The sequence below is a fragment of the Streptomyces sp. NPDC048197 genome (assembly GCF_043202395.1).
GTDB classification, from domain to species: domain Bacteria; phylum Actinomycetota; class Actinomycetes; order Streptomycetales; family Streptomycetaceae; genus Streptomyces; species Streptomyces siderophoricus.
Map to the genome: position 1 here is coordinate 130,249 of NZ_JBIDAJ010000009.1, position 14,258 is coordinate 144,506.

The 14,258-nt window shown below is 72.4% G+C and carries 15 protein-coding genes; 14 read left to right on the forward strand and 1 reads right to left on the reverse strand.

Going from position 1 to position 14,258, the window contains the following annotated elements; genetic code table 11:
- The first annotated feature begins 128 nt into the window (after positions 1-128).
- Together ACGF4C_RS15155 and ffh are read left to right on the forward strand one after the other, a co-directional pair.
- On the forward strand, positions 129-2,621 hold the full coding sequence (locus tag ACGF4C_RS15155) for a [protein-PII] uridylyltransferase (RefSeq protein ID WP_393566474.1): 2,493 nt from the start codon (positions 129-131) through the stop codon (positions 2,619-2,621).
- A 147-nt stretch (positions 2,622-2,768) separates the two neighbouring features.
- The gene (gene ffh / locus ACGF4C_RS15160) at positions 2,769-4,322 is read left to right on the forward strand and encodes a signal recognition particle protein (protein WP_393566476.1); all 1,554 of its coding nucleotides are present in this window, start codon (positions 2,769-2,771) and stop codon (positions 4,320-4,322) included.
- 95 nt (positions 4,323-4,417) lie between these two features.
- Here ffh and ACGF4C_RS15165 read toward each other — a convergent pair whose 3' ends face one another.
- The gene (locus ACGF4C_RS15165) at positions 4,418-5,284 is read right to left on the reverse strand and encodes a methyltransferase domain-containing protein (RefSeq protein ID WP_393566478.1); all 867 of its coding nucleotides are present in this window, start codon (positions 5,282-5,284) and stop codon (positions 4,418-4,420) included.
- 594 nt (positions 5,285-5,878) lie between these two features.
- On the opposite strand from ACGF4C_RS15165, the gene ACGF4C_RS15170 reads away from it, so the two are divergent.
- The 12 genes from ACGF4C_RS15170 (at position 5,879) to ACGF4C_RS15225 (ending at position 14,129) form a co-directional block, all read left to right on the forward strand.
- Entirely contained in the window at positions 5,879-6,469 is a 591-nt protein-coding gene (locus tag ACGF4C_RS15170; RefSeq protein ID WP_030415776.1) for a hypothetical protein, read from the forward strand.
- Between the two features lie 155 nt (positions 6,470-6,624).
- The gene (rpsP, locus tag ACGF4C_RS15175; RefSeq protein ID WP_393566480.1) at positions 6,625-7,065 is read left to right on the forward strand and encodes a 30S ribosomal protein S16; all 441 of its coding nucleotides are present in this window, start codon (positions 6,625-6,627) and stop codon (positions 7,063-7,065) included.
- A gap of 2 nt (positions 7,066-7,067) precedes the next feature.
- Positions 7,068-7,307, forward strand: coding sequence for an RNA-binding protein (locus ACGF4C_RS15180; protein ID WP_003980229.1), 240 nt, complete (start codon positions 7,068-7,070; stop codon positions 7,305-7,307).
- Between the two features lie 77 nt (positions 7,308-7,384).
- Positions 7,385-7,930: a ribosome maturation factor RimM gene (rimM, locus tag ACGF4C_RS15185; RefSeq protein ID WP_030415778.1), complete on the forward strand. Its 546-nt coding sequence runs from the start codon at positions 7,385-7,387 to the stop codon at positions 7,928-7,930.
- Entirely contained in the window at positions 7,930-8,739 is an 810-nt protein-coding gene (gene trmD / locus ACGF4C_RS15190) for a tRNA (guanosine(37)-N1)-methyltransferase TrmD (protein ID WP_393566482.1), read from the forward strand. The genes rimM and trmD overlap by 1 nt, the downstream gene beginning before the upstream one ends.
- A 134-nt stretch (positions 8,740-8,873) precedes the next feature.
- Positions 8,874-9,221: a 50S ribosomal protein L19 gene (gene rplS / locus ACGF4C_RS15195; RefSeq protein WP_393566484.1), complete on the forward strand. Its 348-nt coding sequence runs from the start codon at positions 8,874-8,876 to the stop codon at positions 9,219-9,221.
- A gap of 96 nt (positions 9,222-9,317) precedes the next feature.
- Positions 9,318-10,082: a signal peptidase I gene (lepB, locus tag ACGF4C_RS15200; RefSeq protein ID WP_393566485.1), complete on the forward strand. Its 765-nt coding sequence runs from the start codon at positions 9,318-9,320 to the stop codon at positions 10,080-10,082.
- Positions 10,075-11,205, forward strand: a complete 1,131-nt coding sequence (lepB, locus tag ACGF4C_RS15205) for a signal peptidase I (RefSeq protein WP_393566487.1) — start codon at positions 10,075-10,077, stop codon at positions 11,203-11,205. The genes lepB (ACGF4C_RS15200) and lepB (ACGF4C_RS15205) overlap by 8 nt, the downstream gene beginning before the upstream one ends.
- Positions 11,147-12,214, forward strand: coding sequence for a signal peptidase I (lepB, locus tag ACGF4C_RS15210; protein ID WP_393566608.1), 1,068 nt, complete (start codon positions 11,147-11,149; stop codon positions 12,212-12,214). The genes lepB (ACGF4C_RS15205) and lepB (ACGF4C_RS15210) overlap by 59 nt, the downstream gene beginning before the upstream one ends.
- Positions 12,215-12,524: 310 nt before the next feature.
- A complete protein-coding gene (gene lepB / locus ACGF4C_RS15215; RefSeq protein ID WP_393566489.1) occupies positions 12,525-13,253 on the forward strand; it encodes a signal peptidase I in 729 nt (242 codons plus the stop codon).
- Entirely contained in the window at positions 13,246-13,782 is a 537-nt protein-coding gene (locus tag ACGF4C_RS15220; RefSeq protein ID WP_393566491.1) for an NUDIX hydrolase, read from the forward strand. The genes lepB (ACGF4C_RS15215) and ACGF4C_RS15220 overlap by 8 nt, the downstream gene beginning before the upstream one ends.
- Positions 13,783-13,820: 38 nt before the next feature.
- Complete coding sequence (locus tag ACGF4C_RS15225; protein ID WP_005311352.1) at positions 13,821-14,129, forward strand: DUF2469 domain-containing protein; 309 nt, start codon at positions 13,821-13,823, stop codon at positions 14,127-14,129.
- Positions 14,130-14,258 lie beyond the last annotated feature (129 nt).

A 14,258-nucleotide genomic window follows, 5' to 3' on the forward strand; every position in this document is an offset into this window, starting at 1 on the left:
CGCCCGCGCGGCGGAGGGCCGCCCGCCCGGGCATACGGGGCGGGCCGAGGACACGCGGGGCAGCGGCCCCGGCGTACGGCGGGGGCCACGGGGCAGGCGGGGGACAACACGACCAAGGAGCGCGCGAGTTGACCGACAGCGTCGAGGGCACGACAGGACCGGCCGCAGCACCCCGAGGGGACGGCGGGCCCGCGGACGGCGGCGGGTACCCCGCGGCCCGGGTGCGGCTCCTCCAGGACGAGCAGACCACCGGACCCGACCGCCGCGCCGCCCTCGCCCGGCTCACCGACGAGTGGCTGGCCGGCCTGCTGACCCGGCACGCCACCGCCGCCGGCCTGTCCGGCACCGCACTGGTCGCGGTCGGCGGCTACGGCCGCGGCGAACTCTCCCCCCGCAGCGACCTCGATCTGCTCCTGCTCCACGACGGACGCGCCGACCCGCGCGCCCTGGCCGCGCTCGCCGACCGGCTCTGGTACCCCGTCTGGGACCTCGGCATGGCCCTCGACCACTCCGTCCGCACCCCCGCCGAGGCCCGCCGGGCCGCCCGCGACGACCTCAAGGTGCAACTGGGGCTGCTCGACGCCCGCCATCTGGCCGGCGACGCGGAACTGAGCGCCCGGTTGCGCTCCGCGGCGTACGCCGACTGGCGCGAGAGCGCCCCCAAGCGGCTGCCGGAGCTGCACGCCCTGTGCCAGGAGCGCGCCGAGCGCCAGGGCGAACTGCAGTACCTCCTCGAACCGGACCTCAAGGAGGCCAGGGGCGGGCTGCGCGACGCCACCGCACTCCGGGCGGTCGCCGCCTCCTGGCTCGCCGACGCACCCCGCGGCGGCCTGGAAGCCGCCCGCACCCTCCTCCTCGACACCCGCGACGCGCTCCACCTCACCACCGGGCGCGCCACCGACCGGCTCTCCCTCCAGGAACAGGACCAGGTCGCCGCCGCCCTCGGGGTGCTCGACGCGGACGCCCTGCTCCGCCAGACCTACGAAGCCGCCCGCACCGTCTCCTACGCCGCCGACGTCACCTGGCGCGAGGTCGGCCGGGTGCTGCGCGCCCGCGCCGTCAAGCCCGTCCTGCGCGGCCTGCTGACCGGCCGCACCGCCGCCAAGGGGGAGCGCTCACCGCTCGCCGAGGGCGTCGTCGAACTCGACGGCGAAGCGGTACTGGCCCGCACCGCCCGCCCCGAACGCGACCCGGTGCTGGTCCTGCGCGCCGCGGCCGCCGCCGCCCAGGCCGGCCTGCCACTCGCCACCGCCGCGATCCGCCGCTGCGCCACCGCCCTCGCCGGCCGGCCGCTGCCCGAGCCCTGGCCGGCCGAGGCCACGGAACAGCTGGTCACGCTGCTCGGCGCGGGCGCGCCCACGGTGCCCGTATGGGAGGCGCTGGAGGCCGAGGGCGTCATCACCCGGCTGCTGCCCGACTGGGAGCGGGTCCGCTGCCGCCCGCAGCGCAACCCCGTCCACACCTGGACCGTCGACCGCCACCTGGTCGAGACCGCCGTACGGGCCGCCGCGCTCACCCGCCGGGTGCACCGCCCCGACCTGCTGCTGGTCGCCGCGCTGCTGCACGACATCGGCAAGGGCTGGCCCGGCGACCACTCGGTGGCCGGCGAGACCATCGCCCGCGACATGGCCGCCCGGCTCGGCTTCGACGCCCGCGACACCGCGGTGATCGCCACCCTCGTCCGCCACCACCTGCTGCTCGTCGAGACCGCCACCCGGCGCGATCTGGACGACCCGGAGACCGTCGGCGCGGTCGCCGACGCGGTCGGCAGCACCCGCACCCTGGAACTCCTGCACGCCCTCACCGAGGCCGACGCACTGGCCACCGGGCCCGCCGCCTGGAGCGCCTGGCGCGGCGGGCTCGTCGCCGACCTGGTCAAACGGGTCGCGGCACGGCTCGCCGGGGAACCCGAGGCGGAACCGCGCGGCGCCGAGGGGCCGACCGCCGAACAGGAACGGCTGGCCATGGAGGCCGGACGCACCGGCGGCCCGGTCCTCGCGCTGCGCACCCGCGCCGAGCCCCCCGCCGAGGACGCGCCCGCGGCGGACGGCCCGGAACCGGTCGGCGTCGAGCTGCTGATCGCCGTCCCCGACCAGCCGGGCGTGCTGCCCGCCGCCGCCGGGGTGCTGGCCCTGCACCGGCTCGCCGTGCGCGCCGCCGACCTGCAACTCCTGGACCCGATCGGCGACGGCCCGGTGCTGCTGCTCAGCTGGCGGGTGGCCGCCGAATACGGCTCGCTGCCGGAGGCCGACCGGCTCCGCGCCGACCTGGTCCGCGCCCTGGACGGCTCCCTCGACGTCCCGGCCCGGCTCGCCGAACGCGAACGCGCCTACGCCCGCCGGACCCGTGCCGTACACGCCCCGCCACCCCGGGTCACCGTCGTCGCCGGCAGCTCCCGCACCGCCACCGTCATCGAGGTCCGCGCCCACGACGCGCACGGCCTGCTGCACCGCATCGGCCGGGCCCTGGAGACCGCCCGGGTGGCCGTCCGCAGCGCCCACATCAGCACCCTGGGCGCGGACGCGGTCGACGCCTTCTACGTCACCAGCACCGACGGCGCGCCCCTGACCGACGCGGCGGCCCACGAGGTCGCGGCGGCGGTGGAGGCGGCGCTGCAGTAGCCGCACGGACCGGGGCGGGGGAGCGGGCGGGCCTTCCCGCCCCGTAACCGGGCGGGAAACAGGGCAGGAACGGTTCGCTTGCCGGGCCCGATACCCTAGAAGCCGACTGACCGCACCCGCCCCCGACCCCGAGGATCGACGACCGCCGTGTTCGATACGCTTTCCGACCGCTTGGCGAGTACTTTCAAAAACCTCCGGGGCAAGGGCCGCCTGAGCGAGGCGGACATCGACGCCACGGCGCGCGAGATCCGCATCGCGCTGCTCGAGGCGGATGTCGCCCTCCCCGTCGTCCGGGCCTTCATCAAGCAGGTCAAGGAGCGCGCCCTCGGCTCCGAGGTCTCCCAGGCGCTCAACCCGGCCCAGCAGGTCATCAAGATCGTCAACGAGGAGCTCATCGGCATCCTCGGCGGCGAGACCCGCCGGCTCCGCTTCGCCAAGCAGCCGCCGACCGTGATCATGCTCGCCGGTCTCCAGGGTGCCGGTAAGACCACCCTCGCCGGAAAGCTCGGCCGCTGGCTCAAGGGGCAGGGCCACGCCCCGCTGCTGGTCGCCTGCGACCTCCAGCGCCCCAACGCCGTCAACCAGCTCCAGGTCGTCTCCGAGCGCGCGGGCGTCGCCTTCTACGGCCCCGAGCCGGGCAACGGCGTCGGCGACCCGGTCCAGGTCGCCAAGGACTCGATCGAGCACGCGCGGACCAAGCAGCACGACGTCGTGATCGTCGACACCGCAGGCCGCCTCGGCATCGACGCCGAGATGATGCAGCAGGCCGCGGACATCCGCGACGCGGTCGGCCCGGACGAGGTCCTCTTCGTCGTCGACGCGATGATCGGCCAGGACGCGGTCAACACCGCCGAGGCGTTCCGCGACGGCGTCGGCTTCGACGGCGTGGTGCTCTCCAAGCTGGACGGCGACGCCCGCGGTGGTGCCGCGCTCTCCGTCGCGCACGTCACCGGCAAGCAGATCATGTTCGCCTCCAACGGCGAGAAGCTGGACGACTTCGACGCGTTCCACCCGGACCGCATGGCGTCCCGCATCCTCGGCATGGGCGACATGCTCAGCCTGATCGAGAAGGCCGAGCAGACCTTCAGCCAGCAAGAGGCCGAGAAGATGGCGGCCAAGCTGGCGAAGGGCCCCAAGGAGTTCACGCTCGACGACTTCCTGGCCCAGATGGAGCAGGTCAGGAAGATGGGCTCCATCTCCAAGCTGCTCGGCATGCTGCCCGGCATGGGGCAGATGAAGGACCAGATCAACAACCTCGACGAGCGCGAGGTCGACCGCACCGCCGCCGTCATCAAGTCCATGACGCCGGCCGAGCGCCAGGACCCGACGATCATCAACGGCTCCCGCCGCGCCCGTATCGCCCGCGGTTCCGGCGTCGACGTCAGCACGGTCAAGAACCTGGTCGAGCGGTTCTTCGACGCCCGCAAGATGATGTCCAAGATGGCCCAGGGCGGCATGCCCGGGATGCCGGGCATGCCGGGGATGCCCGGCATGGGAGGCGGCGCCCGCAAGAAGAAGCAGGTCAAGCAGGCCAAGGGCAAGCGCAAGAGCGGCAACCCGATGAAGCGCAAGGCCGATGAGCAGGCCGCGGCCGCCCGCCGCGAGGCCGCCCAGGCGGGCAACCCGCTCGGTCTGCCGCAGGCCGACCAGGACCCGAAGAACTTCGAACTCCCCGAGGAATTCAAGAAGTTCATGGGCTGACGGCCCCCGGCACCCCGCCGTACGCAGCGCCGAGCCCCCGGCCACACCTCGTGGCCGGGGGCTCGGCGCATCGACAGCGGCAGCCCGGGCGCCGGCTACCGCGTCCGCGCGATCAGATAACGGAAGACGTTCGGCATCCACACCGTCCCGTCCGGACGCTGATGCGGATGCAGTGCCTCCGCGAGCTCCTTCTCCACCTGGCGCTGCTCGGCCACCCGCAGCGCCGCGTCGTACACGCCCGTCGACAGCAGCCCGCGCACCGCACTCGTCAGGTCCGCGTACCCGAACGGGCAGGCCACCCGCCCCGAACCGTCCGGCCGCAGCCCGGCCCGCTCCGCCAGGTCCTCCAGATCGTCCCGGCCGCTGGGCTGCCACCCGGCGGACCCGGCCGCCCGGTCCCCGCCGGCACCGGCCAGCCGCTGCGCCACCCGCAGCACCCCGGCCGTGGCACACCGCTCCACCGGACCCCAGCCGCCCAGCACCACCGCGCTGCCCCGCTCGGCCAGCCCGGCCGCCGCGGTCAGCGACGCCGCCAGCCCCTCGACGGTGCTCACACACCCCACCGGATGGAACGCGGTGACCACGTTGAACGCGGTGTCCCCGGACGCCGCCGCCTCCAGACCGCCGCTGACCAGCCGGGTGTGCTCCGGCATGCCGTCCGGCGTGAGCCGCTCGCGCGCCAGCTCCAGCCGGGACTCGTCCGCGTCCACCCCGCTGACCTGCGCCCCGCGGCCCGCCGCCAGCAGCAGCGCCAGACCGGAACCACAGCCGAGCCCCAGCAACCGGGTGCCCGGCCCGATTCCCAGCCGGTCGTACGCGGCTTCGTAGAGGGGAACCAGCATCCCTTCCTGGATCTCGGCCCAGTCGCGGGCGCGCGCCCGCGACCCGGCCGGTAGGGGCGGGCCCTCACAGCGCAGGGAAGCAGAGTCCGGAAGCTGGTGCCGTACGAGCGTGGGTGACATCGATAGCGCCCCTATTCGCCGAGAACCGAACCTGTGCCGTACCGATCGCCCCCGTCAACACGCGTGGTGCGCCCCCGCAACCCAGACAACTGCGCATCCGTCCGGGCGTCCAGGGGGTGCGCCGGGGTTGTCTCCCGCGCGCCCCCGTATGCGCCGGGGCCGCTCCCTGAAGCGCCGTTCCAGGGTGCCCCGGCCGGCGCCGTTCCGCCACGCCAGCGTTCCCGCCGGGGGCGCTTCCGCACCTCCGTGCGCCCTCGCCCGGCGCCCGCGCGCGGCCCTACGGTGGGGTGCGGGCCGGTGCGGGAACGCACAGGTAGGCCCCGTAGCATCGCCGCGGCGCTCTCCGTAGTGGCCGCCCGTCGTTACGCCGTGCGGGGTACCCGGGGCGCGCGGAGGCCTTCCACGGGCCGTCTTCGGACACTCCGGTGCATACGCGCGGATACGTCCCGGCTTGCGGCCCGGTGGGCGGCTTCTGCGCAGATCGACGTAGGCGCCCACCAGCGCGGCGCATGGCCGGAAACTGACTGGTACGTGCAAATTATTTGGGATGGCCCGGAATCGGAACACTGGGCCTCCCTGGCTCGTTGTTACGACGTGAGCACGACACCGCCTGTTCTCGCCGCCGAGCTGGCGCTCGCGTGGGCCGACATTCAACGGCACCACCCCGAGCTGCCGGACCTGGCCGCGCCCGAGTCCCTGATCGGAGAGTCCTCGTCCGCCTGCGGCGCCGAACTCTCCTTCGAACGGCTGCTCCACGAGGCAGTCCACGGCATCGCCGCCGCCCGCGGCGTCCGCGACACCTCCCGGGCAGGCCGCTACCACAACCGCCGATTCCTGGCGATCGCCGAGGAGCTGGGCCTGGACCACGCCGACGAGCCGCACCCCAGCAGCGGCTTCTCGCTGGTCACGCTCAACCCCGAAGCCAGACGGCGCTACCGCCCGACCATCGAACGGCTCGGCCGGGCCCTCAAGGCGCATTCGGCCGCGACCGCCACCGACACCGCCCGCAGCTTCCGGGGTCCGGCCGCCCGGCACGGCTCCTCCGGAGGCGGCGTCCGCGTCAAGGCCGTCTGTGACTGCGGGCGCAATGTCCGGGTCGTTCCGTCCGTCCTCGCACAGGCGCCGATCGTCTGCGGTGGCTGCGGCAAACCCTTCCGGATCCCCGAGGTGGCCGCGGTCGGCTGACCCAAACGCGTGTGGCACAATGGCTAGCTGTACTCGACAGTCGCACAGGACCCCTCTCTCCTCCGGCTGACGCGTCCATCGGGCACTCGGGTACCGCAACCCCACGCGGCAGCTCGCCGTGCCCAACCACGTCAAATCCAGGAGAACCCACTCCCGTGGCAGTCAAGATCAAGCTGAAGCGTCTGGGCAAGATCCGTTCGCCTCACTACCGCATCGTCGTTGCCGACTCCCGTACCCGCCGTGACGGCCGGGCCATCGAGGAGATCGGCCTGTACCACCCGGTGCAGAACCCCTCGCGCATCGAGGTCGACTCCGAGCGTGCGCAGTACTGGCTGGGTGTCGGCGCGCAGCCGACCGAGCCCGTTCTGGCCATCCTCAAGGTCACCGGTGACTGGCAGAAGTTCAAGGGCCTGCCCGCCCCGGCGCCGATGAAGGTGGCCGAGCCGAAGGCCGACAAGCGCGCCCTGTTCGAGGCCGCCGCCAAGGCTTCCGGTGACGAGCCGAAGGGTGAGGCCATCACCCCGAAGGCGAAGAAGACTGACAAGAAGGCGGACGAGGCTGCGGCCGAGTCCACCTCCGAGTCCTCCGAGGCCTGAGCATGCTCGAGGAAGCCCTCGAGCACCTCGTCAAGGGCATCGTCGACAACCCCGATGACGTGCAGGTAGCCTCGCGCACCCTGCGCCGCGGGCGGGTGCTGGAGGTCCGGGTCCACCCCGACGACCTCGGCAAGGTGATCGGCCGCAACGGCCGCACCGCCCGCGCGCTGCGGACCGTCGTCGGCGCCATCGGCGGCCGCGGCATCCGCGTCGACCTCGTCGACGTGGACCAGGTCCGCTGACACGTTGAACACCGGCTCGGGCCGGGGAGGGCTTCGGCCCGCCCCGGCCCGTAGTCGTCGTCAAGGGAGAAACAAGCGTGCAGTTGGTAGTGGCGCGGATCGGCCGCGCCCACGGCATCAAGGGCGAGGTCACCGTCGAGGTGCGCACCGACGAGCCGGAGCTCCGGCTCGCGCCCGGCGCCGTCCTGGCCACCGACCCGTCCTCCGTGGGACCGCTGACCATCGCGACCGGCCGGGTCCACAGCGGCCGGCTGCTGCTGCGCTTCGAAGGCGTCACCGACCGCACCGCCGCCGAGGCGCTGCGCAACACCCTCCTGATCGCCGAGGTCGACCCCGACGAGGTCCCCGAGGACCCGGAGGAGTTCTACGACCACCAGCTGATCGATCTCGACGTGGTCACCCGCGACGGCACCACCGTCGGCCGGATCTCCGAGATCTCCCACCTGCCCTACCAGGACCTGCTGGTCGTCGAACGCCCCGACGGCAGCGAGGTCCTGATCCCGTTCGTCGCGGAGATCGTCCCGGAGATCGACCTGGAGGAGCAGCGCGCCGTCATCGAACCGCCGGCCGGCCTCCTCGACGACAGCCAGGCGGAGATCGCCTCCGGGCGCGAGGACAGCTGATGCGGCTCGACGTCGTCACGATCTTCCCCGAGTACCTCGAACCGCTGAACGTCTCCCTGGTCGGCAAGGCGCGCGCCCGGGGTCAGCTCGACGTGCGCATCCACGACCTGCGGCAGTGGACGCACGACAAGCACCACACCGTCGACGACACCCCCTACGGCGGCGGGCCCGGCATGGTCATGAAGCCCGAACCCTGGGGCGAGGCGCTGGACGCCGTCCTGGCCTCCGGTGAGGGCGAGCCGGTCATCGTCGTCCCCACGCCCAGCGGCGTGCCGTTCACCCAGCAGCTCGCCGTGGAGCTCTCCACCAAGCCCTGGCTGGTCTTCACCCCGGCCCGCTACGAAGGCATCGACCGCCGCGTCATCGAGGAATACGGCGACCGGGTCGACGTCCGCGAGGTGTCCATCGGCGACTACGTCCTGGCCGGCGGCGAGGCCCCGGTCCTGGTCATGGTCGAGGCGGTGGCCCGGCTGCTGCCCGGCGTCCTCGGCAACGCCGCCTCCCACCAGGACGACTCCTTCGCCCCCGGCCCGATGGCCGACCTCCTGGAGGGGCCCGTCTACACCAAGCCTCCCGAGTGGCGCGACCGCACGATCCCCGAGGTGCTGCTCAGCGGCCACCACGGCAAGATCGCCCGCTGGCGCCGGGACCAGGCGTTCCGCCGCACCGTCCGCAACCGCCCCGATCTGATCGAGCGCGCCGATCCCGCCGCGTTCGACAAACACGACCGCGCGATCCTCGCCGCCCTGGGCTGGGCGCCCGGGGAGGACGGCCGATTTGGGCGGACGACCGGGGTCGTGGAAGAATAGGCCGCTGTTGTGTGCGTCCGGCGCGCGCCCCTGCCACAGGGGGAACGACGCCCGCCCGACGGAACAGCATCCCAAGCATCCTTTATCGATATTCCGTTGATGACCTGTGGCATCAGCGAAGAAAGCAGTGGGTCATGCACCTTCTCGACTCCGTCGACTCCGCGTCGCTGCGCAGCGACATCCCGGCCTTCCGCCCCGGTGACACGATCAACGTCCACGTCCGCGTCATCGAGGGCAACCGCTCCCGTGTGCAGCAGTTCAAGGGCGTCGTCATCCGCCGTCAGGGCTCGGGCGTCCGCGAGACCTTCACGGTCCGCAAGGTCAGCTTCTCCGTCGGCGTCGAGCGCACCTTCCCGGTGCACACCCCGATCGTCGAGAAGATCGAGGTCGTGACCCGCGGTGACGTCCGTCGCGCCAAGCTGTACTACCTCCGCGAGCTGCGCGGCAAGGCCGCCAAGATCAAGGAGAAGCGCGACAGCTGAGCCGCGCCGCCCCGGAGCGCGAATTTTTGCGCCCCGGCAACGCAAAGCCCCTCTCGCGCCTGGTGTCCGGATCCGGCCGGATAGGCTCAGGGCCCGATGGACACCGACGCACATCTCACGGAGCGCGACCCCTCTCCCACCCGCGACGCGGGGCCGGAGCAGGGGTCGCGCTCCGCGCGTTTCACCGCCCGCCTCGCCGGGCTGCGCCACCGGCCGGTGACCCTGCTCGCGCTCTGCCTGGCCTTCGTCCTGCTGCTGAGTGCCTTCGTCGCGCAACCGTTCCTGATCCCCAGCTCGTCCATGGAGAACACCCTCCAGATCGGGGACCGGGTGCTGGTCAACAAGCTGGCGTACCGTTTCGGCAGTGAGCCCGCGCGGGGCGACGTGGTGGTGTTCGACGGCACCGGGTCGTTCGTTCACAGGGAGCAGGGGGAGAATCCCGTCACGGGTCTGCTGCGCGGCGCCGGAGCGGCGCTGGGCCTGGCCCGGCCGGCCGACACCGACTACGTCAAGCGCGTGATCGGCATCGGCGGCGACCATGTGACCTGCTGCGACAAACGGGGGCGGATCGAAGTGAACGGTGAGCCCGTCGACGAGGGCTATCTCCACCCGGGGGACGCGCCGTCCTCGGTGGAGTTCGACATCGTGGTGCCGGAAGGGAAGCTCTGGGTCATGGGGGATCACCGCGCACGGTCCAGCGATTCCCGCGACCACCTCGGCGAACCGGGCGGCGGCACGGTCCCGGTCGACGAGGTCATCGGCCGCGCGGATCTGATCACCTGGCCGGTGAGCCGCTGGCGCACGATCGAGACACCGGGTTCCTTCGCCCGGATACCGGCCCCGGCAGGCCCCCATGGGTAGCCGCGGGCGCCCCCGGCACGGGCGCCAGGGGGGCAACGAGAGCGGGCACGGGACGGGCGGCGCGCACGGCGAGGACAGCGGCGGGTACGGCGAGGGGGACGGCGCGTACGGCGACGCCGCGGCGCCCGGGGCGGCCCCGGCGGGCCGGGCCGGCGCAGGTGCCACGCCGCGGCGCCCGGCGACCGGCGGGCGGGCCGAACGGCGCCGCCAGGCCAAGCGCATCAAACGCCGCAGGCAGCGCTCCTACCTGAAGGAAATTCCGATCCTGGTGGGCGTGGCGCTGGCCATCGCCCTCGTACTGAAGACGTTCCTCGTCCAGGCCTTCGTCATCCCGTCCGGTTCCATGGAGCAGACGATCCGGATCGGCGACCGGGTGCTGGTCGACAAGCTCACCCCCTGGTTCGGCTCCAAGCCGGAGCGCGGCGACGTCGTGGTCTTCAAGGACCCCGGAAACTGGCTCAAGGGCGAGCAGCACCAGCCGACCGACGACGGCGGCGCCTTCCAGCCGGTCAAGGACGCCATGACCTTCATCGGGCTGCTGCCGTCGGCCGACGAGCAGGACCTGATCAAGCGGGTCGTGGCGGTCGGCGGCGACACCGTCAAATGCTGTGACAAGCAGGGCCGGGTGACGGTCAACGGCAGCCCGCTCACCGAGCCGTACGTCCATCCGGGCAATCCGCCGTCCCAGATCAAGTTCACCGTCAACGTCCCCACCGGGCGGATCTTCGTGATGGGCGACCACCGTTCGGACTCCGCCGATTCGCGCTTCCACCTGGACGAGCCGTACCGTGGCACGGTCTCGGAGGACAACGTCGTGGGCCGGGCAGTGGTGATCGCCTGGCCGTTCAGCCACTGGCGACGCCTCGAAGAACCGGACACGTTCGGGACGGTGCGCGACGCGCCGGGCGCCAAGGCGTCCGCGGCGGATGTGCCGCATAGGCTGTCACCCGAGAGTTTGACCGTACTCCCGACCCCTGCGGAACTCCCGCTCGTTATGGGAGTGGTGGGCCTGCACCGGTTGACGGGCGGGCGAGTGCGTGGAGTGAGGAGCAGACGTGGGGGACTTGGCGGTCGGCGCGCGGTCCGGAACCGGAGAGCCCGAAGAGCCGGCAGGACGCGGTGAGACCCCGCAGCCGGCGGCGAGTTCCGTGCCCCAGTCACCAGCACAGTCACGAGCGGAGTCAGAGCCGTCCCGGCCACAGTCACCGGCCGCGGCACGGACGCGGTCCCAGGGCCCGGTGGCCCTGGACAAACCGGTTGGTGCCGGCGCGCCCGATCCGGCCGGCGGCTCCGGTGCGACGGACGGAGCAGCGGGTGAGGAGACCGGCGGCAGCATGAAGAAGGGCAAGAAGCCGCGCGCCTTCTGGAAAGAGCTGCCGATCCTGATCGGGATCGCCCTGCTCCTCGCGCTGCTGATCAAGACGTTCCTGGTCCAGGCGTTCTCCATCCCGTCCGACTCGATGCAGGACACCCTGCAGCGCGGGGACCGGGTGCTGGTCGACAAGCTGACGCCCTGGTTCGGCGCGAAACCGCAGCGCGGTGAGGTCGTCGTCTTCCACGACCCGGGCCTCTGGCTGAACGAAACGCCGACCCCCGAGCCCAACCCCGTGCAGAAGGTCCTCAGCTTCATCGGCCTGATGCCCTCGGCCGAGGAGAAGGACCTGATCAAGCGGGTCATCGCGGTCGGCGGCGACACCGTCGAGTGCCACGGCAGCGGCCCGGTGAAGGTCAACGGCAAGGCGCTGAAGGAAAGCTCGTACATCTTCCCCGGCGCCACCCCGTGCGGTGACCACGCGTTCGGCCCGATCCACGTGCCCAAGGGCCGTATCTGGGTGATGGGCGACCACCGCGACGACTCCCTCGACTCCCGCTACCACCAGAACCTCAAGGGGCACGGCACGGTCTCGGAGGACGAGGTCGTCGGCCGGGCCTTCACCATCGCCTGGCCGGTCAACCGGTGGGCGACCCTGCCGGTCCCGGACACCTTCGACCAGCCCGGCCTCGACAAGGCCATGGCGGCGGCTCCGGCGGCCCTCGGACTGGCCGGTGCGGTACCGCTGGTGCTGTGGCGGCGGCGCAGGCAGGCCGCGGCCGTGGGCGCCGCGCGTGGCCCGGAGGGCGAGCGGGAGTAGAGCATGAGGTGTGGCCGGATGGTGCCTGTGGGTGCCATCCGGTGGTGACTGCCCGGGCGATGCCCGGGCAGTCGGCGTTTCGGGGGCTCGTGGGGGCTTCCGCAGGCTTCTCGTGCGACGTTTTGCGGCGGCTGGTGGGGGCTTCTCCTGGGACGGGGCCCTCTGGGGTGGTTGGCTCGGTGGAGGCGGGGACGTCCGCGGAACGGGACCGCGGGCCCGGCCCCAGGTGCTGACCGCAGGACGTAACCCCAGGTAAGGTGCCGTCCCGGATCTTCGACGCGGGCCGGGCCTGCGGGGTGGGAGCGCTGGAATGAGCAGCAGTACGGAACGCAGGACCGACGGCCGCAGCCGGACGGCGGGCGGTGTGCTGTCCGGTCTCGCGGTGGCCGTCGGCTGTGTGCTGTTCCTCGGCGGCTTCGTGTGGGCGGCCCTGATCTACCGCCCCTATACGGTGCCGACCGATTCGATGTCACCGACGATCGCGGCCGGGGCCCGGGTCATCGCCGAGAAGGTGAACGGATCCGAGATACGCCGCGGCGACATCGTCGTCTTCAAGGACGCGGCATGGGGCGACCTGCCGATGGTCAAGCGCGTCGTCGGCGTCGGCGGCGACCGGGTCGCCTGCTGCACCAAGCAGGGCCGGCTGACCGTCAACGGCATTCCCATCGAGGAACCGTATCTGCAGGGCAGCGGCCCCGCCTCACCCGTCGGCTTCAAGGCCAAGGTGCCCACCGGCCAGCTCTTCCTGCTCGGCGACCACCGCAGCGACTCCCTCGACTCCCGCGTCCACCTCACCGACGGCGACCACGGCTCGGTGCCGCGCGGCGCCGTCGCCGCCCGGGTCGACGCCCGCGCCTGGCCGCTCGGCAGCGTCGGCGTGATGCAGCGCCCGGCCGCCTTCTCGGCCCTCCCCGGCGGCACCTCCCAGCCCGGCCCCATCCAGCCCATCACGCTCGTCGTGGTCGCCGGCGCGGTCCTCATCCTCGGCGGCGCGGCCTACGGCCCGATCGCCCGGCGCAAGGGACGCACACGTGCCTGAGCGGCCGAACCCGGAAGAAGGGCTGAGGACGGAGGCCGAGCCGGCCGTCGCCGTTCGCCAGGTCTCCCGCGTCGTCCTCCTCGACCCCGACAACCGGATCCTGCTCCTCCACGGCTTCGAACCGGACGACCCGACCGACACCTGGTGGTTCACCCCTGGTGGCGGCCTGGAAGGCGACGAGACCCACGAGGAAGCCGCCCGCCGGGAACTCGCCGAGGAGACCGGCATCACCGACGTCGTCCTCGGCCCCGTCCTGTGGAAGCGGCGCTGCGCCTTCCCCTTCGACGGTCGACGCTGGGAACAGGACGAGTGGTACTACCTGGCGAGAACGGACCGCACTGCCACCCATACGGGAGGGCAGACGGCCCTGGAACGACGCAGCGTCTCGGGACTGAAGTGGTGGACTTCGGAGGAACTGTCCGCCTCGCATGAGACGGTGTACCCGACCAGACTCGCCGAGCTGCTGCGCACACTGCTCGACGAAGGGCCCCCGAGTGCGCCGGTGCTCCTGGAGACCGAGCGGGCCTGACGCACAATAGGGGGACGCACGGCTGAAGGGGATCTGCCATGAGCGCCGAGGACCTCGAAAAGTACGAGACCGAGATGGAGCTGAAGCTCTACCGGGAGTACCGCGACGTCGTCGGGCTGTTCAAATATGTGATCGAGACCGAGCGTCGCTTCTACCTCACCAATGACTACGAGATGCAGGTGCACTCCGTGCAGGGCGAGGTCTTCTTCGAAGTCTCGATGGCGGACGCCTGGGTCTGGGACATGTACCGGCCGGCTCGATTCGTCAAGCAGGTACGCGTCCTCACATTCAAGGATGTGAACATCGAAGAGCTCAACAAGAGCGATCTGGAGCTTCCAGGCAGCTGATCGGCGCGCTTTACGCAGCTGACGCAACCGACGCAGGTGACGCCCGGTGCCCCGGGCGGCCGCGTGGGGCGGGAGCGCGGGCGGGGGAGTGCGGGCGTCTTCACCCGACCGGGTGAGCGAGTTATCCAC